This is a genomic window from Rhizobium sp. 01N48, from assembly GCF_056399145.1.
In genome coordinates this window covers 635,966-659,803 of record NZ_JBFTQT010000001.1, presented here as the reverse complement: position 1 = coordinate 659,803, position 23,838 = coordinate 635,966, and the positions used below count along the sequence as shown (strand labels likewise).

Annotated in this window: 21 protein-coding genes; 7 read left to right on the top strand and 14 right to left on the bottom strand. The window is 62.6% G+C overall.

The window, feature by feature from the left end; translation table 11 throughout:
- The first annotated feature begins 78 nt into the window (after nt 1–78).
- Nucleotides 79–1,338: an MFS transporter gene (locus AC1DOG_RS03365; protein ID WP_477926821.1), complete on the top strand. Its 1,260-nt coding sequence runs from the start codon at nt 79–81 to the stop codon at nt 1,336–1,338.
- 3 nt (nt 1,339–1,341) lie between these two features.
- Here the strand turns inward: AC1DOG_RS03365 and AC1DOG_RS03360 are convergent, their stop codons facing one another.
- The 3 genes from AC1DOG_RS03360 to AC1DOG_RS03350 form a co-directional block, all read right to left on the bottom strand.
- Nucleotides 1,342–1,977, bottom strand: coding sequence for a DUF2272 domain-containing protein (locus tag AC1DOG_RS03360; protein ID WP_477926820.1), 636 nt, complete (start codon nt 1,975–1,977; stop codon nt 1,342–1,344).
- A gap of 185 nt (nt 1,978–2,162) precedes the next feature.
- A complete protein-coding gene (locus AC1DOG_RS03355) occupies nt 2,163–3,326 on the bottom strand; it encodes a GGDEF domain-containing protein (RefSeq protein ID WP_477926819.1) in 1,164 nt (387 codons plus the stop codon).
- A 166-nt stretch (nt 3,327–3,492) separates the two neighbouring features.
- Nucleotides 3,493–4,743: an MFS transporter gene (locus tag AC1DOG_RS03350; protein WP_047512348.1), complete on the bottom strand. Its 1,251-nt coding sequence runs from the start codon at nt 4,741–4,743 to the stop codon at nt 3,493–3,495.
- A gap of 524 nt (nt 4,744–5,267) precedes the next feature.
- Between AC1DOG_RS03350 and AC1DOG_RS03345 the strand changes: the two genes are divergently transcribed.
- Nucleotides 5,268–6,692, top strand: a complete 1,425-nt coding sequence (locus tag AC1DOG_RS03345) for a Dyp-type peroxidase (RefSeq protein WP_477926818.1) — start codon at nt 5,268–5,270, stop codon at nt 6,690–6,692.
- A gap of 511 nt (nt 6,693–7,203) precedes the next feature.
- On the opposite strand, the gene dusA is transcribed toward AC1DOG_RS03345, so the two are convergent.
- A complete protein-coding gene (dusA, locus tag AC1DOG_RS03340) occupies nt 7,204–8,235 on the bottom strand; it encodes a tRNA dihydrouridine(20/20a) synthase DusA (RefSeq protein WP_477926817.1) in 1,032 nt (343 codons plus the stop codon).
- A gap of 357 nt (nt 8,236–8,592) precedes the next feature.
- On the opposite strand from dusA, the gene AC1DOG_RS03335 reads away from it, so the two are divergent.
- The gene (locus AC1DOG_RS03335; protein WP_477926816.1) at nt 8,593–9,297 is read left to right on the top strand and encodes a fumarylacetoacetate hydrolase family protein; all 705 of its coding nucleotides are present in this window, start codon (nt 8,593–8,595) and stop codon (nt 9,295–9,297) included.
- A gap of 112 nt (nt 9,298–9,409) precedes the next feature.
- Nucleotides 9,410–9,940 carry a gamma carbonic anhydrase family protein gene (locus tag AC1DOG_RS03330; RefSeq protein WP_477926815.1) on the top strand — a complete coding sequence of 177 codons (531 nt, stop codon included), beginning with the start codon at nt 9,410–9,412 and terminating at the stop codon, nt 9,938–9,940.
- Here the strand turns inward: AC1DOG_RS03330 and AC1DOG_RS03325 are convergent, their stop codons facing one another.
- Genes AC1DOG_RS03325 through AC1DOG_RS03315 form a run of 3 tightly spaced genes read right to left on the bottom strand, consistent with a single transcriptional unit; the run spans nt 9,941 to nt 12,109 of the window.
- Nucleotides 9,941–10,339, bottom strand: coding sequence for a Fur family transcriptional regulator (locus AC1DOG_RS03325; protein WP_018900623.1), 399 nt, complete (start codon nt 10,337–10,339; stop codon nt 9,941–9,943).
- Nucleotides 10,336–11,154 carry a metal ABC transporter permease gene (locus AC1DOG_RS03320; RefSeq protein ID WP_477926814.1) on the bottom strand — a complete coding sequence of 273 codons (819 nt, stop codon included), beginning with the start codon at nt 11,152–11,154 and terminating at the stop codon, nt 10,336–10,338. The genes AC1DOG_RS03325 and AC1DOG_RS03320 overlap by 4 nt, the downstream gene beginning before the upstream one ends.
- Nucleotides 11,147–12,109, bottom strand: coding sequence for an ATP-binding cassette domain-containing protein (locus tag AC1DOG_RS03315; RefSeq protein WP_477926813.1), 963 nt, complete (start codon nt 12,107–12,109; stop codon nt 11,147–11,149). The genes AC1DOG_RS03320 and AC1DOG_RS03315 overlap by 8 nt, the downstream gene beginning before the upstream one ends.
- Nucleotides 12,110–12,210: 101 nt before the next feature.
- Between AC1DOG_RS03315 and znuA the strand changes: the two genes are divergently transcribed.
- From znuA to AC1DOG_RS03300, 3 genes are all read left to right on the top strand, one after another.
- The gene (gene znuA, locus AC1DOG_RS03310) at nt 12,211–13,260 is read left to right on the top strand and encodes a zinc ABC transporter substrate-binding protein ZnuA (protein ID WP_477926812.1); all 1,050 of its coding nucleotides are present in this window, start codon (nt 12,211–12,213) and stop codon (nt 13,258–13,260) included.
- A 92-nt stretch (nt 13,261–13,352) separates the two neighbouring features.
- Nucleotides 13,353–14,558 (top strand): GTP-binding protein, encoded by a 1,206-nt coding sequence (locus AC1DOG_RS03305; RefSeq protein WP_477926811.1) that lies wholly within the window; start codon nt 13,353–13,355, stop codon nt 14,556–14,558.
- Nucleotides 14,555–14,728 carry a hypothetical protein gene (locus AC1DOG_RS03300; RefSeq protein ID WP_477926810.1) on the top strand — a complete coding sequence of 58 codons (174 nt, stop codon included), beginning with the start codon at nt 14,555–14,557 and terminating at the stop codon, nt 14,726–14,728. Before AC1DOG_RS03305 ends, AC1DOG_RS03300 begins: the two co-directional genes overlap by 4 nt.
- 47 nt (nt 14,729–14,775) lie before the next feature.
- On the opposite strand, the gene AC1DOG_RS03295 is transcribed toward AC1DOG_RS03300, so the two are convergent.
- The 7 genes from AC1DOG_RS03295 to AC1DOG_RS03265 form a co-directional block, all read right to left on the bottom strand.
- Nucleotides 14,776–15,093 carry an RcnB family protein gene (locus AC1DOG_RS03295; RefSeq protein ID WP_113199889.1) on the bottom strand — a complete coding sequence of 106 codons (318 nt, stop codon included), beginning with the start codon at nt 15,091–15,093 and terminating at the stop codon, nt 14,776–14,778.
- 160 nt (nt 15,094–15,253) lie between these two features.
- Nucleotides 15,254–16,867 (bottom strand): glycoside hydrolase family 43 protein, encoded by a 1,614-nt coding sequence (locus AC1DOG_RS03290; RefSeq protein WP_477926809.1) that lies wholly within the window; start codon nt 16,865–16,867, stop codon nt 15,254–15,256.
- 218 nt (nt 16,868–17,085) lie between these two features.
- Nucleotides 17,086–18,117 (bottom strand): L-glyceraldehyde 3-phosphate reductase, encoded by a 1,032-nt coding sequence (gene mgrA, locus AC1DOG_RS03285; protein ID WP_477926808.1) that lies wholly within the window; start codon nt 18,115–18,117, stop codon nt 17,086–17,088.
- A 107-nt stretch (nt 18,118–18,224) separates the two neighbouring features.
- On the bottom strand, nt 18,225–19,358 hold the full coding sequence (locus tag AC1DOG_RS03280) for a Gfo/Idh/MocA family protein (RefSeq protein ID WP_113199892.1): 1,134 nt from the start codon (nt 19,356–19,358) through the stop codon (nt 18,225–18,227).
- Between the two features lie 8 nt (nt 19,359–19,366).
- Nucleotides 19,367–20,128, bottom strand: coding sequence for a sugar phosphate isomerase/epimerase family protein (locus AC1DOG_RS03275; RefSeq protein WP_477926807.1), 762 nt, complete (start codon nt 20,126–20,128; stop codon nt 19,367–19,369).
- A 41-nt stretch (nt 20,129–20,169) separates the two neighbouring features.
- Nucleotides 20,170–22,635, bottom strand: coding sequence for a beta-mannosidase (locus AC1DOG_RS03270; protein WP_477926806.1), 2,466 nt, complete (start codon nt 22,633–22,635; stop codon nt 20,170–20,172).
- Between the two features lie 114 nt (nt 22,636–22,749).
- Nucleotides 22,750–23,835: an ABC transporter ATP-binding protein gene (locus AC1DOG_RS03265; protein ID WP_477926805.1), complete on the bottom strand. Its 1,086-nt coding sequence runs from the start codon at nt 23,833–23,835 to the stop codon at nt 22,750–22,752.
- Between the last annotated feature and the right edge of the window lie 3 nt (nt 23,836–23,838).

Sequence of the window (23,838 nt, the reverse complement as noted above, 5' to 3'; positions counted from 1 at the left end):
AGGCAGCACCGGAAGCCAGGCAGCCCGAATGATGTCTCTGGCAATCGCGGTCCACAGGCCCTTTGGCGGAGACATGGCGTGAACTCAGTTTCGAACAGTGGTCTGTCCGGTCGCTCGCTGGTGGCGCTCGCGGTTCTGAATTTCTTCCTCGCCGACGCCCGCGATGGCCTCGGCCCCTTTCTCGATGGCTTCCTGGCGACCCACGGCTGGAGCCCGATGACATTGGGTATCGTGGCAACCCTTGGCGGCGTTCTCGGCCTGATCGCCACGCCGCTGTTCGGCGCCCTTGTCGATGCCTCGCCGCACAAGCGCCTGCTCATCGTGATCCCGGTTACGCTGGTCACGGCGGCGGCGCTTTGGACGCTGGCCAGCCCCGGAAATGCCTCGGTTTTCGGCGGCCAGTCGATGACCGCAATCGTCGGAGCGGTGATTGGCCCAGCGCTGATGGGACTGACGCTCGGCCTCGTCGGCGAAAGCGCCTTCTCTGCACAGGTCGCTCGCAACGAATTCTGGAACCATGCCGGCAACGTCTTCTCGCTCGCCTGCGTCTATGCCGCGACCATAGTCTGGGGGCTGAACGGCGTGATCGGCCTGATGCTCGTCACCGCGTTCGCCGCGATCATCGCGACGCTGGCGATCCGCCCTGATGACATCGACAACGACGTCGCCCGCGGCCTTACAGCGGATAAGAGCCCAGACGATGGATCGGCCGCAACAGCCCGCCCCTCCGGCTACTCTGTCCTCGCGAACTCGCGTGGCCTCGTCCTGCTCGCGCTGACCTTGCTGGTCTTCCACTTCGGCAACGCACCGATGAGCCGGCTCATCGCCCAGAACTTCTCCATCCAGCTCGGCACGCCCTTTCGCACCACCGCGATCGTCACCGGCGTGTCGCAGCTGTCGATGATCGCAATGGCGCTGCTCGCTCCCGTCCTCATCAGGCGCTTCGGCCTGGCATCGGTCTTCGTCATCGCGCTCTGCGCACTCCCCCTGCGCGGCGCTATCGCCGGCAGCGTGCCGAGCTTCGGCTCGATCTATCCGGTGCAGTTTCTCGATGGGGTCGGCGCCGGCCTGATCGGCATCGCAACGCCCATCGCGGCCGAACGAATTCTCGCCGGCACTGGCCGCTTCAACGTCGGCCTCGGCGCGGTGATGACCGTACAGGGCATCGGCGCATCGCTGAGCAATGTGGTCGCCGGATGGCTGACCGACCGGGGCGGCTATGGCCTCGCCTACTGGGTGCACGGCGGTGTCGCGCTCCTGGCATTGGCGCTTTTCATGCTTGGCCGAGAGGCAATCGCGCCGCGGGCATCGGCGACGCCCCACATCTCCGCTGCCTGACCGCTAGATCAAACATTCGAGAACCGCGATCCAGGGGATGTCCCGCCCGGAACTGTTCACGCGGTCCCTGAGAAAACCGTTGCTCGTCAGCTTCAACCGCTTCTGCGTGACGCTGTCGCTGACATTGCCTCCGATCGTCAGTGCGAAGTCATCGGTGATGGTGTGGATGATGTCCCCGTGCGACAGATAGAAGCTGTCGGCCTCATAGACCAGTTCGGCCTTGTCGTAATCGAAGGTCAGGGCATACTCCCGCCCGCCGACAGCGATGTCGCCGGGCTTCGGCTTGTAGTCTTCGGGCTTCCGCGCGCGATAGCCATAACCGCTGATCGCGCCGCTCGCCTGCTGCATGGCCTTGTGAACATAATGGCAATGGGCCTCTGTGTAGAAGAACCGCGTTCCCGCGCCGGCCTTCTTCATGCAGAAGGACACGAAGGCGGACGACCATGCAGGCTTTATGCCGCCGACGATGGTGCGCCCGTCGAGCCTGTTGTTTCCGACGGCTTGCCAGTATTCCTTGACGAAGAGGTAATAGTCTTTGGCATGCTGCGGCGTGCCCCAGGTCTCCCGTCCCTCGCCATTGTCCCAGCGGGCGTATTCCCCCTTGCACACGCGCACGAGTTCGTCGGTGAACTGTGTCATCTTGCTCCCCCATGAGGACGGATTTTCTCACCGTCCTCATGAAGACGCAGTCCAATAGGCGCRTCAATAAATTAAACCATATAATTGCAATTATGAAATCAATCACAACCAAAGATAATTCGAAGCCATCGAGAAGGCTGCAAAAATACCATCAAATGTTTGGTTTGGAGTGACGGAAGGTCCGCCTAGGACGCCACATGAATGGCGGGGGCTTCCCGCGCAGGCGTGCCTTCCAGCATCACCCGGTTGCGCCCGGCATCCTTGGCCGCGTAGAGGGCTGCGTCCGCGCGGCCGATCGTTTCCGTCAGCGACGCGTCGCCTGATGCCACGCAGGCGACGCCGAAGCTTGCAGTGATCTTGCCGACACCGGCGACATCGGGCTGTCCGGCCGCCGAAAAGGCAAGCCGGATCGCATTCGCGACCTTTCCGCCATCGGCGAGCTCCGCGCCCGGCAGGAACGCTACGAACTCCTCGCCGCCGAAACGCGCGGCAAAGGCTCCCTCAGGCAGGCGCGCCTTCAGGAGTTCGGCGAGACCCGCGATCACGCTGTCGCCGGCGGCGTGGCCGAACGTATCGTTGATCCGCTTGAAATGGTCGATGTCGCACAGGAGAATGGCCCCGTTCAGCGCGCCCCGCGCCTTCAGCCGCCTTGCCGTTTCTTCAAAGCCGCGCCGGTTGAGCAGGCCCGTGAGAGAATCGCTCTCGGCCGCATCGCGGTAGCGCTCGATCGTGTCGAGCGTCGTCGCAGCCAGCGCCGAGAGCGCAAAGAGCAGCGCGATGACGGAAGCGCCCGCCTGCATGACGAACGCGTAAGTGGAGGTGCCGAAGCTCTCCAAATCGCCCCCAGGTGAGAATATCACCAGCAGGATGGCATTGCGGACGATCGCTTCGAGCACGATCAGCGAGGTGACGCCGAGCAGGACGCGGTCGATCGCCCGGCGCGTGCTGCGCAAAGAGGAGCCGATCGCGAAGATCAGCAAGGCCGAGCAGGCGACATCGCTGATGAGGAGCTCGGCCGGCAGGCTTTCGAGCACCAGCACCGCATAGGCGAGTGTCGCATAGGCAACGACGCAGACGCCCAGGCGCAAGGCGGTACGCGATGGCCGGCGAAAGCGCTTCAGGAGCGCGCCACTGTAGAAATAGAAGGCGGAGAGAAAGAGCGCGTCGGCGCTGAGCGCCTGAACGGGGATCGGCAGCGAGGAGAAAAACATCGGCACAGAGAAGGCGACGGCAGCGGAGAGAAAACCCGCCGCCCACAGCCCGGCTTCGCGCGATCCGAACCTTGAAACGACGAGGAAGGTGCAGCCGAAGGTCAACATCATGACCGGTAGCATAAAGGCAAAATTCACTGCGGCACCCATCGAACGATGATGACGAGGCCCGGTGTGCAAACACCGCCTCGATGAAAAGCGCTAGCCACTCAACGTTAACAAAAGCCTACCTGAAGTAGACTACATATCGATCGATACGGGTGCAAGGGGCAGCCCCAGATTGTCAGAGGCCGCCCCTTGCCGCTCACGCGCGCAGGGCGCGGTGCGGCTCTCCGGCATCCTCCGAGCCGAAGCGCACATCTTTTTTCTCGTAGCCGAACGCTGCCAGCACGGCCACGACGACAGCCACGATGCCGGCGACGATCAAGAGCGCATAGGCGTAATCGCCGTTCCAATGGGCCGCGAGGCCGGACTGGATCGTGGCATTGCCCGATGCCAGTAGATTGCCAAGCTGATAGGCAAACCCCGGAAACGTGCTGCGAACCTCATCCGGCGAAAGCTCGTTGAGATGCACGGGCACGATGCCCCAGGCACCTTGCACGAAGAACTGCATCAGGAAGGCGCCGATCGCAAGCAGCACCGGGCCCGGCGCATAGACCCACAGCGGCGCCACCGGCACCGCGATCAACGCCGCGATGACGATCGCCTTCTTGCGGCCGATCCGCTGCGAAAGCGCCCCGAAGAACAGCCCGCCGCAGATCGCGCCGATATTGTAGACGATGGCGATCGCACCCGTGGTGTAGCTGTCGTAGTTGCGCTGTGTCTCGAGGAAGGTCGGATAGAGATCCTGCGTACCGTGACTGAAGAAGTTGAACGCCGTCATCAACAGCACCGACCAGATGAACAGCGGAATATTCTCCCTGAGCACCGTCAGGAACGGCCGGCGTCCCCGCTCCTGCTGCTTCAGGAAGGCCGGGCTCTCCTCGACGCTGCGGCGGATGTAGAGCACCAGCAGCGCCGGTGCGGCGCCGACAAAGAACATGCCGCGCCAGCCGATGATGGGAAAAAGCAGGAAAAACACGATCGAGGCCAGGAGATAACCCGAGGGGTAACCGGCCTGCAGGATGCCGGAAACGATGCCGCGGCTCTCCTCCGGCACGGTCTCCATCACCAGCGACGCACCCACACCCCACTCGCCGCCCATGGCGATGCCATAGAGCGCGCGCAGCACGATGAACATGGTGAGCCCGGTGGAGAAGCCGGTGAGGAATTCGAAGATCGAATAGAGCAACACGTTGACCATCAGCGTGATCCGCCGCCCGTATTTGTCGGACGCCAGCCCGAAGAGCAGCGCGCCGACCGGCCGCATGGCGAGCGTCAGCAGGATCGCCACCGAGACGGCGGGAACGTCGGTTTTGAATTCTGCGGCGATATACTTGAGAACGAAGACGAGTATGAAGAAATCGAAGGCATCGAGCGTCCAGCCGAGATAGCTGGCGATAACTGTATTGCGCTGCTGCGGCGTCAGCCGGCGCAGGCTTTCCAATGCGGACATAACGGATCCTCCGTCCGAAAGCGGCGGCGAAGCGGGGCAAATCCGGATGCCGTCGAAGAGAGGGATCGCCCTGATATGGGCGGGGTGGAGCGTGACAGGCAGCGTTTTTGAAACGTCAGCAACGCTGCCCTTGTTCCATCACATTTGTCGTGATCGCGCCTTGCTCGTTGACGACCCTACGGTCGCCACACGCAACCTCTCGCTAAGCGACCACCAAAGGGCGAGCGTTTCATTCTGGCGCAAAAATTTCCGCCAAGTACCTGCTTCTAAATAGCTATTGCGATTATTAGCAAAATGTGAGATATAAATGTCAGGTTGCATATGCAACCATAAAAAGCAAGCACAGATAGATTGCATCCATACCGGCAATGCGCCCGCCAGTCTCTGGCGGCGATGATACCGCTTGCGAAAAATCGATGATTTTAGACCTGAGCAAGACAACAGCAGATCAACCGTCGGTCTGAGCAGTTCCAGCCATGCGCATGAAAACATCCTAGGCCGACCAGCCCCGAGGAGGAGGAGCCATGCCTTTCGATCTGACCCAACCGCTTTCATGGGAGAGCGCTGCGGGAGACGCCGCCGTGATGCTCGACGAACTTCAACCGAACATCGTCAAGGCGCACACCCGCGAATTCCTGACCATCCTGCTCCTGAAATTCTCAGACCCCGCCGGCGGCCGCGCGCTATTGAAGGCGCTGTCGCAGCCACCGACAGGCACGCCGCTCCTGAAATCGGCGAAGACCCACCTGCAGGAGGTCAAGGCCTTCAAGGCGACTGGCACCAAGGGCACGCCCTATGTCAGCGTCGGCCTCACCGGCGATGGCTACACGGCGCTGCAAATCCCCGCTCCGAAGATCCCGCCGGACACCTCGTTCCGCTCCGGCATGAAGAACGCCGGCCTGAACGATCCGGCGCCTGGCACCTGGGAACCGCATTTCCGCGACGCCATCCACGCCGTCATCCTCGTCGGCGACCAGATGTCCGGCCCACGCAACAAGGCGCTGACGGCGGTGCGCCACCTGATCCAGGCATGCCACGGCGTCCATATTCTCGGCGAGGAAAAGGGCCACGGCCTGCACAACAGCAATGGCGACGGCATCGAGCACTTCGGCTATGTCGACGGCCGCAGCCAGCCACTGTTCCTGACCGAGGATATCGACGACGAACGCCTGACGGCCGACGGCGCCACCAACTGGGACCCCGCCTTCGCGCTCAGCCGCGTCATCGTGCCCGATACCGCCGCCCCCAATCCGGCAAAGCATTTCGGCAGCTACTTCGTCTTCCGCAAGCTCGAGCAGAACGTCAAGCAGTTCAAGAAGCAGGAAAAGGCCTTGGCCAAACGACTGCACCTGAAGGGCGACGATGCAGAACGGGCGGGCGCCATGCTGGTCGGCCGCTTCGAGGACGGCACGCCGCTCACCACCCAGTTCGCAGACGGCAACCACCACCCGGTGCCCAACGACTTCGACTATGACAGCGATCCCAACGGCGCCAAATGTCCGTTCTTCGCCCATATCCGCAAGGTCAACCCGCGCGGCTCCGGCGGCTTCGAGCCCGTCGATGGCGAACGCCTGCACATCATGGCGCGGCGCGGCCAGACCTATGGCGTGCGCACCGACCAGCCCAATGACGGCCGCATCGAAAACAAGCCGAGCAAGGATGTCGGCCTGCTGTTCATGGCCTTCAACGCCGACATCGCCGAGCAGTTCGAGTTCGCGCAATCGACCTGGGCCAACAACCCCGGCTTCCCCCGCGTCCCCCCGGGCGCCGGCGCCCCGGGCCTCGACCTCGTGATCGGCCAAAGCCCCAACCCGCGCCCTGACATCCACTGTCCGGTCGAATGGGGCGGCACGACCACCGCGACCACGACCGCGACACCGCAGACGGTGACCATGAAGGGCGGTGAGTATTTCTTCATGCCGTCGTTGGCGTTTTGTCGGAGCTTGTAGGGGCGGTCAAGGGCGGCGGCGTGACCGCCGCTCTGTCGGCATGATGTAGGTTTCACATCAGCAATTCACGAAAAATCATCACCACAATTTTCCCCGTGCCGAAACCCCGCCCTACACTGTCGGCGTCCCGTCATTGGATACACCGGCAGGCGTGCCGGCGAGGCGGGATCGGCGCGGAGCGTGAGGGTAGGACGCAAAACCTCCCGTTCCGGGTTCGCGGAAAATGATCTCCCTCCGGTGACGGCGGGTTCCATCGCGAGATGGTGCCTGAGTTGAGCCCGGACGTGTCTGTGAGGCACACATGGTCTCGCCGCGAAGTTGGGCGAGAAGGCAGAGAGATCGAAGTCGCGGATAAAAACCGCCGAACGGGGCGCTGGGAAGCGCCATATCTTACTTACTCAATCGAGGTGATTTCCAGCGCCCCGTCCGAGCGAAGTTTGGAATGGTGGAAACACGCGCTTTCGGGCGGCGTGGGTTTTTGGTGTGCCGTGGAGACCTTGTGCCTACCCCCTCAAGCGCTGACCGCATCCTCCACCACACCCGAAAAATCCACCGCCGCGAAAGCCGCCGCAATCACCTCCGGCCCGGCCCCAGCCTTCACCGCATCGGTGGACAGAATCTGCCGATAGCGCCGCGCCCCGGGCAGGCCGGTAAACAGCCCCACCATATGCCGCGCCACCTGCTGCAGCCGGCCGCCATCCGCGATATGCCGCGCCGCGTAATCCATCATCCGGTCGCGCAGAAGCTCCCAGTCGAAGGCTTCCGCCTCCGCCCCAAAGAAGCGATGATCGACATCGGCAAGCACGCCGGCATTCTGATAGGCCGCCCGCCCGAGCATCACGCCATCGACATGCCGCAGATGTTCTTCGGCCTGATCCAGCGTCTGGATGCCGCCATTGATGCCGATGAACACATCCGGCCGCGCCTGCTTGGTGCGGTAGACGATGTCGTAATCGAGCGGCGGGATCTCGCGGTTCTCCTTCGGCGACAAGCCCTTCAGCCAGGCCTTGCGCGCATGGATCCAAATCGCGTCGGCGCCGGCATCGAGCACCCGGTCGAGGAGTTCCGGCAGCGCCTTCTCCGGCTCCTGCTCGTCCACCCCGATCCGGCACTTCACGGTAACCGGCACCGAGGACACCTTCTTCATCGCCCGGATGCAATCCGCCACGACCTCAGGCGTCAGCATCAGGCAGGCCCCGAAGGTACCGGATTGCACCCGATCCGAGGGACAGCCGACATTGAGGTTGATCTCGTCGTAGCCGTAAGGCGCCGCGATCTCCACCGCCTTCACAAGCTTCTCCGGATCGGACCCGCCAAGCTGCAAAGCCACCGGATGCTCGGCGGCGTCGAAGGACAGCAACCGCTCGCGCGGCCCATGGGTGATCGCGTCGGCCACGACCATTTCCGTGTAGAGCAGCGCGCTGCGGCTGATCTGCCGGTGGAAATAACGGCAATGCCTATCCGTCCAGTCGATCATAGGTGCGACGGCGAAGACCGGCCGCCCCGTTTCGAGCGCCTGTTTGTAGAAATGCGATGTTGTCATGCCGCGCTCATAGCGCAAAGCGCGCGAAAACGCCAGTTTCCCCACGCAGGGCAGCAATGCCGTAACGCGATGCACAATCGCATATGCCGAAGATCCCCTCCCCACCCTCCCCACAAGGGGGAGGGCTTAACCCGGCCGCGCTGTCGAACCTCAATTGAGGCAGGCGGTTGCCACGGGTCCTCTCCCCACTTGTGGGGGCGCAAAGCGCGGGTCGAGACCGTTGGCTCGGCCCCGGCAGGCCGGCAGGCCAGAGAGGGTTTTGGCTCACAAGCGATTGAGGTCTTCCCCGCTTCCCCCGGCTTCGCTTTTGCGGCTAAGATGCCCGGACTCACGAAAACAGCAAGAGCATCCCCGTCCATGTCCACCTCCTCTTCCGCCGGCACCGTCATTCCGCTTCCCGCGCCCGTCCTCCTCCCCGTCGAAGGCACCACCGATCGATTTCCGGTGCGTCGCGTCTATTGCGTCGGCCGCAACTATGCCGACCATGCCATCGAGATGGGCCACGACCCAAGCCGCGAGCCGCCCTTCTTCTTCCAGAAGAACGCCGACAATCTCTTGTCCGATGGCAAGGACTTCCCCTACCCGCCGCTGTCTAACGACGTCCATTTCGAGGTCGAATGCGTGCTGGCGCTGAAGGCGGGCGGCAAGGATATCACGCTCGAAAACGCGCTCGACTGCGTCTACGGCTACGCCGTCGGCATCGATTTCACACGCCGCGACCTGCAGGCCGAAGCCAAGAAGCTCGGCCGCCCGTGGGAACTGGCGAAAGCCTTCGAACACTCCGCTCCCGTCTCGGCGATCGTGCCGGCCGCACAGCTCGGCCACCCCGATGCCGGTCGCGTCTGGCTCGATCTCAATGGCAAGCGCGTGCAGGATGGCGATCTCAACCAGATGATCTGGAAGGTGCCTGAAATCATCGCCGAGCTCTCGAAGCTCTTCGAGGTCGCCCCCGGCGACGTGATCATGACCGGCACGCCTGCGGGGGTCGGCGCCGTCAAGCGCGGCGACCATATCGATTGCGGCATCGACGGCATCGCCAAGCTGTCGATCGACGTCGCCTAGAGCAATTCCAGCAAAAGTGCAGCGCGGTTTTGCGTCCGGAATTGCGTAACAAAGAGATAGAGCATTTTTGCCTTTCGAAGAAAGGCGGAAACGCTCTTAGGGAGGAATGACCATGCCGATCTATGCGCTCTCGGGTGACGCCCCGCATCTGCCGCCATCCGGCACATACTGGATCGCGCCCGATGCGCATGTGATCGGCAAGGTGACGCTCGGCAGTGACGTCGGCGTCTGGTTCGGCGCGGTGCTGCGTGGGGACAACGAGCCGATCACGGTCGGCGCGGCGACGAATATCCAGGAAGGCGCCATGCTGCACACCGATCCCGGTTATCCCGTCACGATCGGCGAAGGCTGCACCATCGGTCATCATGCGATTGTCCATGGCTGCTCAATCGGAAACAATTCGCTTGTTGGCATGGGCGCCACAGTGCTGAACGGCGCGAAGATCGGCAACAACTGCCTCGTCGGCGCTAATGCGCTGGTGACTGAGGGCAAGGAATTCCCCGACAACTCCCTGATCGTCGGCTCCCCCGCCCGCGCCATCCGCACCCTCGACGACAAGGCGGTCGAAGGCCTCAAGCGCTCGGCGGAGAAATACGTCGGGAACTGGCAGCGTTTCGCGCGCGATTTGAAGCGGCTCGACTAGTTACGCCGCGCAAGCCTCGCAAAGCCCGCGAATCTCGATCGTCGTCTTCTCGGCCTTGAACTTCTTGGATTTGGTCCAGTCCATCAGGCGATGGTCGACCTCGTGGTCGTGGAATTCCATTACCTGGCCGCAGCTTTCGCAGATGGCGAAGGCGACGATGCCGTGGCTGTGGCAGTTCTCGCCGGGATGCGCGCAGGCGACGAAGGAGTTGATGCTCTCAAGCCGGTGCACGACGCCATATTCGAGCAGCTTCTCCAGCGCCCGGTACACCTGCAGCGGCGCGCGAAAGCCGTGGTCGCGTAGCTTATCGAGGATCGTGTAGGCGCTGAGCGGGCCGTCGGCCTTTTCCAGAACGTCGAAGACAAGCGCCTGGTTCTTGGTCAGTGCGGGTGCGCTCATGAGCCTTGTCCTTCCGTGGCGGCCTGGCCCCGCCCGAATTTGGGCAGCAGGCTGAGAATGAAGAGAATGAGAGCCGCGACCACGATCGACGGGCCCGACGGCGTGTCGTAGGTGAGCGAACCGAACAGCCCGCCGACCACGGCAACCGCCCCGATCAGCGAGGCGAGCACCGCCATGATCTCGGGCGTCGACGAAAAGCGCCGGGCAGCGGCGGCCGGAATGATCAGCAGCGAGGTGATCAGCATGATGCCGACGATCTTCATGRCAATCGCGATGACGACGGCCATCAGCAGCATGAAGAACAGCCGCGCCCGCTCCGGCTTCAGCCCCTCGGCCTCGGCCAGTTCGGGATTGACGGTCGAGGCAAGCAGCGGCCGCCACAGCCAGGCGATCGCACCAAGCACCAGAATGCCGCCGCCCCAGATGAAGGCGATATCGGCCTTGGAAACCGCGAGGATATCGCCGAACAGGAAGGCGATGAGGTCGATGCGCACCCAGGTCATGAAGGCGACCATGACCAGCCCGATCGCCAGCGTCGCATGTGAGAGAATGCCGAGCAGCGCATCGGCCGAGAGAGCCTGCCGCTTCTGTAGCAAGAGCAGCAGGATCGAGACGGCAGCCGCAACGACGAAGACCGAGAGCGTCAGGTTGAACTGCATGAGCAGCGACAGTGCCACGCCGAGCAGCGCCGAATGCGAGATCGTATCGCCGAAATAGGCCATGCGCCGCCAGATGATGAAGCAGCCGAGCGGCCCCGTGGTCAGCGCCAGGCCGACTCCCGCGATGATGGCGCGAACGAAGAAATCGTCAAACATGGCGCTCTCCCGCCGGATGCTTGTGCCCGTGCCCGTCATCGGCCGTATGATGGTGGGCGTGGTCATGATGAGCATGCCCGTGATCATGGCTCGCATGTCCGTGGTCATGAGAGTGCGCGGAATGACCGTGGCCCGCATGGTCATGACCATGGTGGTGGCCATCCTCAGGGTGGCAATGGTCTGTCACCGAACCATCCGCATGCAGAACGCGGCCATCAGGGAGATGCGTATGATCGTGATCGTGACTGTAGACGGCAAGCGACTGCGCCGCGCGGCTGCCGAACAGGCGCACATATTCCGCACTCTGCGTCACCGCCTGCGGCGTGCCGCGGCAGCAGACATGGCCGTTGAGGCAGATGACGGTATCGGTCGCCGCCATGACAACATGCAGGTCGTGCGAAATCAGCAGGATGCCGCACCCCGTCGTGTTGCGGATCGTCTTGATCAGCTCGTAGATCGCGATTTCTCCGGAGAAATCGACGCCCTGCACCGGCTCATCAAGGACGAGCAGATCGGGCTTGCGGGCAATGGCGCGCGCCATCAGCGCCCGCTGGAATTCGCCGCCGGAAAGATGCTGCACCTCGGCATTGATCATATGCGAGAGACCGACGGCATCGAGCGCCTCGTTCATGTCGCTTGCCGAAAGCGGCCCCGTCAGCGTCATCAGCCGGCGCACGGTGAGCGGCAGCGTCCAGTCGATGGCGAGCTTCTGCGGCACATAGCCGACCTTGAGACCGGAGGCGCGCGTCACCTTGCCCTCGTCGGCCTTCATAACGCCGATCGCCGTCTTTACCGTCGTCGATTTGCCGGAACCGTTAGGGCCGATCAGCGTCACGATCTCGCCGCGCGAGACGGAAAAATCGACGCCGCGAACCAGCCAGCGGCCGTTTCTGCGGACACCGACATTTGAAAGCGAAACGAGCGGCCTCGCCTCGGAATTTGCGGGTAATGGCATCATTTTTCCGAAAGTGCTGTTGCGCCCTGCTATCGCACACGTTATAGCATAACGCAATTGATGTAATAACATTACCTATGCAATTCAAGCGGAGCATGCACATGAAACTCGCGACCGGCCTTTCCCTGGCGCTACAAGGCCTCGCACTCCCGGCCCTCCTCCCCGCCCTCCTCATTGCCGGCACGGCCCACGGCGCCGACGCCCCCGTCGTCGTCACCTCGATCAAGCCGGTGCATTCGCTGGTCTCCGCCATCATGCAGGGCGTCGGCACGCCGGAGTTGATCGTCGATGGCGCCGCCTCCCCACACACCTATTCGATGAAGCCCTCCAACGCCAAGGCGCTGCAGGACGCCAAGGTGGTCTTCTGGGTCGGCCCGGGCATGGAAGCCTTTCTGGAAAAGCCGCTGGAAGCGCTCGGAGAGGATGCCAGCGTCGCCGAACTCGACAAGGCGCCGGGCCTGACCAAGTTAAAGTTCCGCGAAGGCGGCGCCTTCGAAGCGCACGACCATGGTGACCATGATGGCGACGCGCACGAAGCCGGCCACGACCATGCCAAGGAAGCGGCCGGTCATGATCACGATCACACCGCCGAGGCACATGACGACCACGACCATGACCACGGGCATGGCGCCTTCGACACCCATCTCTGGCTCGACCCCGAAAACGCCAAGGCCATGGCCGCCGAGATCACCACCACGCTGGTGGCCGCCGACCCCGCCAACGCCCTTGCCTACCAGGCCAATGCCGAGACGCTGAACGCCAAGCTCGACGCGCTCGACAAGGAAATCTCCGGCATCGTTTCACCAGTCAAGGACAAGCCCTTCATCGTCTTCCACGACGCCTACCAGTATTTCGAAAACCGGTACAAGGTGCGCGTCGCCGGCTCCATCACCGTCAGCCCGGAAACCATTCCCGGCGCCGAGCGGATCGCCGAGATCCACAAGAAGGTGGCGGACCTTGGCGCAACCTGCGTCTTCGCCGAGCCGCAGTTCCAGCCGCGTCTGGTCGATGTCGTGCTCGAGGGCACCAAGGCCAAGGCCGGAGTACTCGATCCCGAAGCAGCAACGCTCGATGCCGGCCCGGATCTCTATTTCAAGCTGATGCGCGGGATCGCCAATAATCTCAAGGACTGCCTGTCGCGCGAAAGCTGAGACCGGCCCCACCGCATGTCGAAAAGGCGGGCACACAGTCCGCCTTTTTCAGATCAATCAATGTAATATTGTAACATTAACTGGAGATCGCAATGAACAGGAAACTGCCGGTCACCGTCCTCTCCGGCTTCCTCGGCRCCGGCAAGACGACGCTTCTGAACCACATACTGGCCAACCGCGATGGCCTGCGCGTCGCCGTCATCGTCAACGACATGAGCGAGGTCAATATCGACGCAGCACTGGTGCGCGACGGCGGCGCCAACCTGTCGCGCACGGATGAGGCTTTGGTCGAGATGACCAACGGCTGCATCTGCTGCACGCTGCGCGACGACCTCTTGAAGGAAGTCCGCCAACTGGCGGAACAGAACCGCTTCGACTACCTGCTGATCGAATCCACGGGGATCGCCGAGCCCCTGCCCGTCGCTACCACTTTCGAGTTCCGCGACGAGGACGGCATGAGCCTGTCCGATGTCGCCGAGCTCGATACCATGGTCACGGTGGTCGACGCCGCCGGACTGCTCGCCGATTACGCCTCCACCGATTTCCTCGGCGATCGCGGCGAGACGGCCGGCAATGGCGACAATCGCACAGTGATCGACCTCCTGGTCGAGCAGATCGAGTTCGCAGACGTCGTGATCCTCAACAAGGTCGGCACCGCCACCAGAGAACAGCTGCAGGCCGCCCGCCAGATCGTCGTCGGCCTGAACCCGGATGCCCGGCTGATCGAGGCCGATTTCGGCAAGGTTCGGCCGCAGGAGGTCCTCGGCACCGGCCTCTTCGACATCGACAAGGCCGAGACCCACCCGCTCTGGTACAAGGAGATGCACGGCTTCAACGACCATGTGCCGGAAACCGAGGAATACGGCATCCGCTCCTTCGTGTATCGCGAGAAGCGCCCCTTCGATCCGGCGAAACTGCAGCGGTTCTTCGACACCGCCTGGCCGGGCGTCGTGCGCGCCAAGGGCTTCTTCTGGCTCGCGACCCGGCCGCATCATGTCGGCGAGGTCAGCCAGGCCGGCGCCATCCTGCGCACAAGCCGCATGGGTACATGGTGGTCGGCGGTGCCGAGGGAGCGCTGGCCGGAAGATCCGCGCTTCATGACCGCAATCGGTCCCTATCTACACCCCGTCTGGGGCGACCGCCGCCAGGAGATCGTCTTCATCGGCGCCGACCCGATGGACGAAGCCTGGATCCGCGAGCGTCTCGATGCATGTCTTGTCAGCGCCGAGGACTTCACGCCGGAGAAATGGCGCGACATGCCCGATCCCTTCGCCCGCTGGGGAGAACAGGCCGCATGAAGGCGCAAGCGATCAGGAGATATCAATGCGTCTGCGAGGAATGCGACCCGCTGCCGCCCATCGAAGGGCTGGCAGCGCCGCCCGATGCCGAAGAGCGTAAGCCCAGCACCGGCGTTCTCGGCAAACTGGCGGCGCGGCTGAGGCTCAATACGCCCGAAAGACAGACATGAAAAAGGGCGGCCGAAGCCGCCCTTTCCGCACAAATCACATCGGCCGATCAGCGGCCGGTAATGATGTTGGAGATCACATTGCTGGCAATGTTGATCATCAGGTAGTCGTTGTTGACCTGCACCCAGCGATAGCCGCGCGGCGGAGGCGCCAGGCGGTAGCGACGATAATCGCGCACTTCGCGCATGTTGCGGCGCTCGGCAGGGCTCATGCGATGTCCGCGGCTCCACTTGTACTTTGTGACATGCACTTCACGCTCGACGTGAACGGGGCGGCGATGATGTTCTTGGGCGCTTGCTTCGGTTGCAGCAACCAGCGGCGCGGCCAGGAAAGAAGCGGAGAGAAGAACGGCAAACATCTTTTTCATCGGGGTTTCCTCGTGTTGAACACGCCCCATACCTAGCCCCGAAATGATGAACCGAATCTGAAAGTTTGATTAAATTTGAGTAATGAAAACACATATTTAAAAGCATATATTAAATTAGAAAGATCGACATCACCCAGCAAAAGAGCGATGTCGCTCCCTCTCACAGCTCGTCGTAATTGAACCAGTCGAAATCGGCCACCTTCACCCGACCCGACGTATCGAAGGCAAAGACGCCGGCGAATGCGCCGGTAAACGAGCCATGCTCACCGCGCCCGCCTTCGTCTGAAACCACGCCGGCGTCGAGCACCGGCCCGATCGCCCGCCAAGCGCCCATGCCCTCGGTCTGCCAGAAGAACTGCAGGTCGTTGTCGCGGATCTCCATCGAAAGCTGAACGCGACCGCTGGCCGGAAGCGCCTCGCCGCTGCCGACGGGAAAGCTCAGCCGGCCGTTCGGATAATCGCCGTTGCACGACAGGATGGTGACACAACGCCCGAGCTTTTCGTGCAGCGTCACCACCACCGCGTGGAACTTGTGGCGGTTGTAGTAGTGCGTCAGCCCGGCCACCTGCTGGTAGGTATCCGGATCGAACTCGACGACCGTCTCGGCCCGGAAACTGTGATGCTCCTGCCGCCGCGCCACCAGCGCCTGCTCGAACCATGAGCCGATACTCTCGCGGGCAATCAGCCTGAGGTGACCGGGCCGCTCCGTGAGATTGAAGATCCGTTCCGGCTTCGGCGTACGCAGCCATTGGAAATCGGCGGGCAGCGTGCCGCCATCGAAGCCGTATTCGCTGCGCATGGGCTTCTCGGCCTGCACGGCACCATCAAGTCCCGGCACGGTGACGTCGGGCACCGTGGTGCCATTTTCGAGATAGAGCCAGCCGTCGTCCTTCCAGACGCATTTCTGCAGGCTGGTTTCGCGGCCGAGCGTGCAACGCCGCTTCGGCGGCATAGGCCGGCCGCAGAGGTGCGTATGATAGACCTGGCCGTCGGGTGTCTCGACATACTGCCCATGCCCTGCCCGCTGCAAAATGGCTTCCGGGTGGTCCTTCGAGGTGATGAGGTGCTTGTTCGGGTGCATCTCATAGGGGCCGGCGATGTCGCGCGACCGCGCCATCGTCACCGCATGGTCGTAGCCCGTCCCGCCCTCGGCGGTGGTCAGATAATAATAGCCGTTGCGCTTGAAGAGATGCGGCCCCTCGACCAGCCCGAGCGAGCTGCCCGCGAAGATGTTGCGGATCGGGCCCTTCAGCGATTTCGTCTCCGCATCCCACTCCTGCAGCAGGATACCGTCGAAAGCCGGCGATTTCGGCGCACCACCGAAACTCTCGGTGCGGTGGTTCCACTGCATGTTGAGGAACCACTTGCGACCGTCATCGTCATGAAACAGCGACGGGTCGAAGCCCGACGAGTTCACATAGATGGGCTCTGACCATTCGCCCTCTATCGTTGGCGAGGTCACGATGTAATTATGCGCATCCTTGAAGTTGCCGTCGAAGCGCTTGACGTCTGTATAGACAAGCCAGAACAGCCCGTCGGCATAGGAGAGACAGGGCGCCCAGACGCCGCAGCTATCGGGATTGCCGCGCATGTCGAGCTGCGACGCCCGCTCCAGCGGCCGCCGCACCAGCGTCCAGTTCACCAGATCGCGCGAGTGATGGATCTGCACACCAGGATACCACTCGAAGGTCGAGGTCGCGATGTAGTAATCCTCGCCGACACGGCAGATCGACGGGTCCGGATTGAAGCCCGGCAGGATTGGATTGCGGATCATCAGGGCCACCTCCTCCGAATGGCGATTTTGGTCTGCTGTGAGCTGCCAGGAAGGCCACCTCTCAGGCCCTCATCCCTGTGCTCGTCACAGGGATCCAGCCACCGCGCGTCGGCGCGGTGAAGGGACTCTTTCCAGCCCAAGGACTTGGGCTGGCTGGATTCCTGTGACAAGCACAGGAATGAGGGAGCAAATAAAGTTCCCTCCCTCATTGCATCAGCTTATTCGCGTTCCGCGGACTTCGCCCAGAGATTGATATCCGCCTCGCGGGCGTAACCATCGATCTCCTTGAGCTCCTCGGCAGTGAACTGCAGATTGTCGAGCGCCTTGACGCAGTCGACGATCTGCGACGAGCGGCTGGCGCCGATCAGCGCCGACGTCACGCGGTCGCCGCGCAGCACCCAGGCGATTGCCATCTGCGCCAGCGTCTGGCCGCGGCGTTCCGCGATCTCGTTGAGCTTGCGGATGTTGTCGATGATCTGAGGACGGATGAAGTCCTTCTTGAGGAAGTGGTTCTGCGCAGCGCGGCTATCCTGAGGAATGCCGCCGAGATACTTCGTCGTCAGCATGCCCTGCGCCAGCGGCGAGAACACGATCGAGCCCATGCCGACCTCGTCGAGCGTATCGAGCAGCTTGTCGTCTTCGACCCAGCGGTTGAGCATGGAATAGCTCGGCTGGTGGATCAGGCACGGTGTACCGAGATCCTTGAGGATGGCGGCGGCTTCGCGGGTGCGCTGCGCGTTGTAGGACGAGATGCCGACATAGAGCGCGCGGCCGGACCGCACGATATGGTCCAGCGCGCCACAGGTCTCTTCCAGCGGCGTATCCGGATCGAAACGGTGCGAGTAGAAGATATCGACATAGTCGAGACCCATGCGCTTCAGGCTCTGGTCGCATGAGGCGATCATGTACTTGCGGCTGCCCCACTCGCCGTAAGGACCCGGCCACATGTCGTAGCCGGCCTTGGACGAAATGATCAGCTCGTCGCGCAGGCCGGCAAATTCGGTGCGCATGATCTCGCCGAAGGCTGTCTCGGCGCTGCCCGGAGGCGGGCCGTAATTGTTGGCGAGGTCGAAATGGGTGATGCCGACATCGAAGGCCGTGCGGCACATGTCGATCTTGCGGTCATGCGGCGTGTCGCCGCCGAAATTGTGCCAGAGGCCGAGCGAAACGGCCGGCAGCTTCAGGCCGGAACGGCCCGTGCGGTTATACTTCATCTTCGAATAGCGGTCGGAAGCCGGTTGCCAGCTCATATGTCCTCATCCCTCGTATATACAAACGGCGCGGGTTCGTCGCCCGCGCCGGACCATAGACCTTTAGGCACGTACTTCAAGAGCGCCTGCCCCTTCAGAACTGCCAATCACTTCAGAAGTGCCTGCGCCTCTTCGATGCCGAGTGCGGCCGGCTGCGTGCAGGTCGTCGTCAGCTCGATGAAGCGGCCTTCCTCGCCCGACTTCAGGATCGAGGTCATGACGTCGACGCCATGCAGCGTGCGATCGAGCGAGCAACGCGCATCGCGCCCCTCGATGATCGCCATCGCCATGTCGGCGAGACCGGCCGTACGATAGTTGGCGCGCGGTCCCTGCGGGCTCTCCTGGTTGGAGATGCCGAAGGGGTGCTCCCAGCCATCGAGCGGCTTGATGTCCTTGTCGCGACCGCTCGCCTCGACCACCCCACCGAAGAAGTTCGGATCCGGCACGTAGAGCGAACCGTCGGTGCCGTAGAGCTCCATGTTGGCATGGCGGTGGGACCAGACGTCCCAGCTCGCGGTCAGCGTCACGGTCGCGCCGTTGACGAATTCCAGGATCGCCTGGATCGTCGTCGGCGTCTTCACCGGGATCGTCTCGCCGTTGCGCGGCTCGCTGGTGATCGTGCGGGTCGGCGACGCCATGGAGGTCATCGCGCCAACACGCTTCACCGGACCGATCAGGTTGATCAGGTTGGCGATGTAGTAAGGGCCGAGATCGAGGATCGGGCCGCCGCCGGGCAGGAAGAAGAAATCCGGGTTCGGATGCCACATCTCCATGCCGGGGCTCATGACATAGCACGCGCCCGAGGTGACGCGACCGATGCCGCCCTCGTCGATATACTTGCGGGCGAGCTGATGCGCGCCGCCGAGGAAGGTGTCGGGCGCGCAACCGACGGAGAGGTTCTTCTCCTTGGCGATGCGGCGCAGCTCCTCACCCTGCTCAAGGGTGAGAACCAGCGGCTTTTCCGAATAGACGTGCTTGCCGGAGAGCAGAATCGCCTTCGACACGGGAAAGTGTGCGTCCGGGATCGTCAGGTTGACGACGACGTCGACCTCGTCATTGGTGAGCAGGTCCTCGATCGTCTGCGCCTTGACGCCATATTCGGCGGCGCGGGCTTCGGCGGCCTGCATGTTGAGGTCGGCGCAAGCGACGACCTTGAGGCCCTTGAACAGCGGGGCCAGCGAAAAATAGGTGGTGGAGATGTTGCCGCATCCGATGATGCCGACGCCAAGTTCCTTGGTCATGATGGTCCTCAGTAGGTCTTGAAGGATGCGATCGAGCGGGTGATCAGGCGATCGATATCAGCAGGATTGTCATGCTCGACGACGTAGTGCTTGGTCTTGGTGCCCTTCAGCGCCGCGACGAGCTTCGACCAATCAAGCGTGCCGTGACCGACATCGGCCCAGCCGTCTTCGTTCTTGTTCTCGCCAGCCGGCGCAATGTCCTTGACGTGCGCCGAGGTGATGCGCGAGCCCAGCTTCTCGATCCATGCGAAGGGATCAGCACCGCCGCGAACGACCCAGGCGATATCCGCTTCCCAGGAAATATCAGGCGCGCCCTCGAAGATGCGCTCGATCGGCAGCGAGCCGTCGGCGAGCTTCACGAATTCGAAGTCGTGGTTGTGCCAGCCGAACTCGTAGCCTGCGTCCTTGTAGGGCTTGCTCATTTCCTGCAGGCGCTTGCCGAAGGCCAGCCAACCGGCACCGTCGGTCGGACGCTCATCGGCCGCCAGATGCGGTGCATAGATGGAATCCATGCCGAGGATCTTGGCAATGTTCAGCGACTTCTGCACTTCGCCGTCGAGGAAATCGGGGCTGAAATGGCCGCTCGCCATCGTGAGGCCGTTCTTGTCGAGTTCGGCGCGCAGGCCCTTGAGGCCGAAATCGTCGAGATCGGCGTAAATGCCGCCGAAGCCTTCGACTTCCTGATAGCCGGCCTTGCCAAGCTTTTCGAAGATCGCCGAATAAGGCTGGAAGTTGCGGGCGCTATAAAGCTGGAAACTCAGTTTCGTCATAATATCCTCCTCGGGCCTCGTGCCCATTCATTTAATCAGGATCAATCCACGGACTGACAGGATTGCAGGTCGTAGAAACGGAAGTCCGGCAGGGCACCGCCCTCAAGCGGCGTGGCCGGGGTGAAGGTGATGCGGCGCGTCTCGCCCGCCGCCAGATCGAAGGCATTGTCGGAATACTTGCCGTCGGTCTCGGTCTCGATCATCACGAAGAGCGCAAGTCCCTTCGCAGTGACATTGAGGCAGACGGAGCCGTCCTCCTCGACATATTCGTGCGTGACCATCAGGCCCGCGGGCTCGAGCTCCAAAGCCTTGTAGGTGCCGTGCACGTAATGCCCCTCGCCGCCCATGCCGTTCGATGCCGTGAAGCGCCAGGCAAGTAGCGTGCCCGCGGGGATCTCGGAGACGTCGATGCTGGCAGCCGTTACCGCAGCGTCGGGCGTGCAGACCGCCTGCACATCCTTCAGGTGCCTGCGCTCCCCCTTAATGTCGATGACTGAGATCGACAGGTCGACGCTGACGTCATCGAGCGTGTCATTGACCAGCGAGAAGCGGATCTGCTTGCCGTCGTCGGATGGGATGGCGGCGACCGCCACAGGCTGGAAGAAGCGCTTGACCAGATAGTGCATCGCCTTCCAGCGACCGCCGTAATCAAGGCTCGACCACGAGGCCACCGGCCAGGTGTCGTTGAGCTGCCAGTAGATCGTCCCCATGCAATGCGGCTTCAGCGACCGCCAGTATTCCACCGCCGTCTTGATCGCGAGACCCTGCTGGATCTGGCTGAGATAGACGAAATTCGGGAAATCCTTCGGGAAGCGGAAATAGCGGAACATCGTGCCGGCAATGCGCTCGTTGCCTCCGGCGTTCTTCTGGTGCAGCTCCATGACCGGCGACGCGACGTTCATGTCCTTGGCCTCGGCATAGGTCTTGATGACGGGCAGCGAGGTGTAGGACTGGAAGCCGAATTCCGAGCAGAAGCGCGGGCGAACGGAACGGTAATTGTCGAACGACTTGTTCTCGTGCCAGACCGACCAATAGTGCATGTCGCCGGAGCCATCGGCATGCCAGGCATCGCCGAAATCGAGATAGCCCGAGGCCGGGCTCGACGGCCACCAGATCGCATCCGGCGCAGCCTTCTTCATCGCCTGTTCGATCACCCGGTTGAGGCGGTCGTAGGAGACGAGATAGCGGTCGCGGTCCTTGCGCGATTCCTCGAACCAGGTGAGCGCGCCCACCAGTTCGTTGTCGCCGCACCAGAGCGCGATCGACGGATGCGAGTTCAGGCGGCGAACCTGGTAATCGACCTCGAGCGCGACATTGTCGAGGAAGTCCTCGGTCGAGGGATAGAGGTTGCAGGCGAACATGAAGTCCTGCCAGACCATGAGGCCGAGCCGGTCACAGAGATCGTAGAAATGATTATGCTCGTAGAACCCGCCGCCCCAGACGCGGATCATGTTCATGTTGGCCGACTTGGCCGATTGCAGCAGATCCTCGGTCTTCTCGGGCGACGACAGCGAAAACAGCGCGTCGGCGGGAATCCAGTTGGCGCCACGGCAGAAGATCTCGCGACCATTGACCTTCAGCGCGAAACGGGCGCCGGCAGCATCAGGCGTGGTGATGAGCTCGACGGTGCGCAGACCGATCTGCTTGGTAACGGCATCGGAAGGCAGGTCGACGGTCAGCGCATAAAGCGCCTGCTCGCCGCTTCCCGCAGGCCACCAGAGGCGCGGCTTGTCGATCTCAAACACATGATTGACGACAGTCTCGCCGGCGCCGACGCCGACATCGAGCCGCACCCGCTCGCCATCGAGCGAGAAATGCACCGGCACGATGCCTGGGTTCTTGGAGAACAGCGTCGCAGTGACCTTCAGATCAACGGAGCCGTCGAGATTATGCACCTGCTGCGTCGTCACATGCTCGATGCGCGCGGTGTCGAGACGGCGCAGCGCGATCGTGCCGTAAAGCCCGAGCGGCGCGATCGCGATGTTCCAGTCCCAGCCGAAATGGCACTGCGGCTTGCGCAGCATGTTGCCGTTGGGGATCGGCGAGTTACCGGTCGAATAGGGAATATAGAAGGGCTGCTTGCCCTGGCGATCGGCACCCGCCGCGATGCTCGAATGCAGCACGATGCGGATGGTGTTCTCGCCGGACTTCAGATGGCTGCTGACATCCGGGCGATAGCGGCGGAAGCTGTTGTCGGCGACGAGCGCCGGCGAGCCGTTGATGAAGACGGCCGCCACCGTGTCGAGATAGTCGATATCGAGATACCAGTCGCCATCCGGCTCCGACACCGTGAAGCTGCGCTCGATCGACCAGTCGCGATGCGCCACCCACTGCACGACCTCTTCGTTACGGCCGAAATAGGGGTCGGGGATAAGCTTGGCGGCATGGAGCGCCGAATGTACGTCGCCGGGAAGCGTGACCGGCGCGGTGATTTCACCATCCGTGGAGGTGAGCTTCCACGAACCTGAGAGGTCGAGGTTGAACCCGTTGGTGGGCAAGGATGTCATAGCACTGTCCGATCAGGCCGCTCTTGGGAGAACCCGTCACCGGGCTGCGACCGAATGTGGTATTGGAAGAACGGGCGGAACCGCTTGGGACGGCCCCGCCCGCAGCGTAGTCGTCTAAAGGCGCAGTTCCGTCTCGGCGTCGAAGATCGACGCCAGCGACATGTCGAAGCCGAGCTTGACCTGTGAACCCGGGCTGAAGCGGCGGGCACCGTTGATACGCACCGACATCGTGTGTCCGGCATGCTTCAGCCAGAGCAGGTTGTCGGCGCCCATCGGCTCCTCGATATCGACGGTCGCGTCATGAACCTCCGCGCCGAGGTTCTCGTTGACCTTGATATGCTCCGGCCGCACGCCGAGCGTCACCTTCCGGCCCGCCTGCAGCGGCCCGCTCGCCTCATAGACATCGACGTTGAAATCGACTCCATTGGCGGTGAACACGGTGGCGTCGCCCCGCTTGGCGATCTCGCCGCGCAGGAAGTTCATCGACGGAGAACCGATGAAGCCCGCCACGAACAGGCTGCGCGGCTTGTTGTAGATCGTCGTCGGATCGGCAAGCTGCTGGATCTCGCCGTTCTTCATGATCGCGATGCGGTCTGCGAGCGTCAGCGCCTCGATCTGGTCGTGGGTGACGTAGATCATCGTGTTCTTCAGCGACTGGTGCAGCCGCTTGATCTCGACGCGCAGCTCCGAACGCAGCTTGGCGTCGAGGTTGGAGAGCGGCTCGTCGAACAGGAACACGTCGACATCGCGCACCAGCGCACGGCCGATCGCCACGCGCTGGCGCTGGCCGCCCGAAAGCTCCGCCGGCTTGCGCTTCAGGAGCGGCTGGATCTGCAGGATCTCCGAAGCGCGTGCCACGCGCTTGTCGATATCGGATTGCGGGATCTTGGCGACCTGCAGGCCGAAGGAGAGATTCTTCTCAACCGTCATCTGCGGATAGAGCGCGTAGGACTGGAACACCATGCCGATGCCGCGGTCCTTGGGCTCTTCCCAGGTAACGTTGCGGCCCTTGATGTGGATCTGTCCCTCGCTGATATCCAGCAGGCCGGCGATGCAGTTGAGCAAGGTCGACTTGCCGCAGCCGGACGAGCCGAGCAGCACCAGGAACTCGCCGTCATTGATCTCGAGGTTCAGATCCTTGAGCACGCTGACGGCGCCGAAGTTCAGCGAAAGGTCTTTGATGGAAACGCTTGAATTCATGGA

Bases quoted from the DNA above. Each gene is read 5' to 3' on its own strand.
- znuA (WP_477926812.1), top strand. From the start codon at position 12,211: ATGAAACTCGCGACCGGCCTTTCCCTGGCGCTACAAGGCCTCGCACTC.
- AC1DOG_RS03280 (WP_113199892.1), bottom strand. From the start codon at position 19,358: ATGACCAAGGAACTTGGCGTCGGCATCATCGGATGCGGCAACATCTCC.
- AC1DOG_RS03315 (WP_477926813.1), bottom strand. From the start codon at position 12,109: ATGCCATTACCCGCAAATTCCGAGGCGAGGCCGCTCGTTTCGCTTTCA.
- AC1DOG_RS03335 (WP_477926816.1), top strand. From the start codon at position 8,593: ATGTCCACCTCCTCTTCCGCCGGCACCGTCATTCCGCTTCCCGCGCCC.
- AC1DOG_RS03275 (WP_477926807.1), bottom strand. From the start codon at position 20,128: ATGACGAAACTGAGTTTCCAGCTTTATAGCGCCCGCAACTTCCAGCCT.
- AC1DOG_RS03325 (WP_018900623.1), bottom strand. From the start codon at position 10,339: ATGAGCGCACCCGCACTGACCAAGAACCAGGCGCTTGTCTTCGACGTT.
- mgrA (WP_477926808.1), bottom strand. From the start codon at position 18,117: ATGAGCTGGCAACCGGCTTCCGACCGCTATTCGAAGATGAAGTATAAC.
- AC1DOG_RS03270 (WP_477926806.1), bottom strand. From the start codon at position 22,635: ATGACATCCTTGCCCACCAACGGGTTCAACCTCGACCTCTCAGGTTCG.
- AC1DOG_RS03360 (WP_477926820.1), bottom strand. From the start codon at position 1,977: ATGACACAGTTCACCGACGAACTCGTGCGCGTGTGCAAGGGGGAATAC.
- AC1DOG_RS03265 (WP_477926805.1), bottom strand. From the start codon at position 23,835: ATGAATTCAAGCGTTTCCATCAAAGACCTTTCGCTGAACTTCGGCGCC.
- AC1DOG_RS03350 (WP_047512348.1), bottom strand. From the start codon at position 4,743: ATGTCCGCATTGGAAAGCCTGCGCCGGCTGACGCCGCAGCAGCGCAAT.
- AC1DOG_RS03300 (WP_477926810.1), top strand. From the start codon at position 14,555: ATGAAGGCGCAAGCGATCAGGAGATATCAATGCGTCTGCGAGGAATGC.
- AC1DOG_RS03345 (WP_477926818.1), top strand. From the start codon at position 5,268: ATGCCTTTCGATCTGACCCAACCGCTTTCATGGGAGAGCGCTGCGGGA.
- dusA (WP_477926817.1), bottom strand. From the start codon at position 8,235: ATGACAACATCGCATTTCTACAAACAGGCGCTCGAAACGGGGCGGCCG.
- AC1DOG_RS03290 (WP_477926809.1), bottom strand. From the start codon at position 16,867: ATGATCCGCAATCCAATCCTGCCGGGCTTCAATCCGGACCCGTCGATC.
- AC1DOG_RS03295 (WP_113199889.1), bottom strand. From the start codon at position 15,093: ATGAAAAAGATGTTTGCCGTTCTTCTCTCCGCTTCTTTCCTGGCCGCG.
- AC1DOG_RS03330 (WP_477926815.1), top strand. From the start codon at position 9,410: ATGCCGATCTATGCGCTCTCGGGTGACGCCCCGCATCTGCCGCCATCC.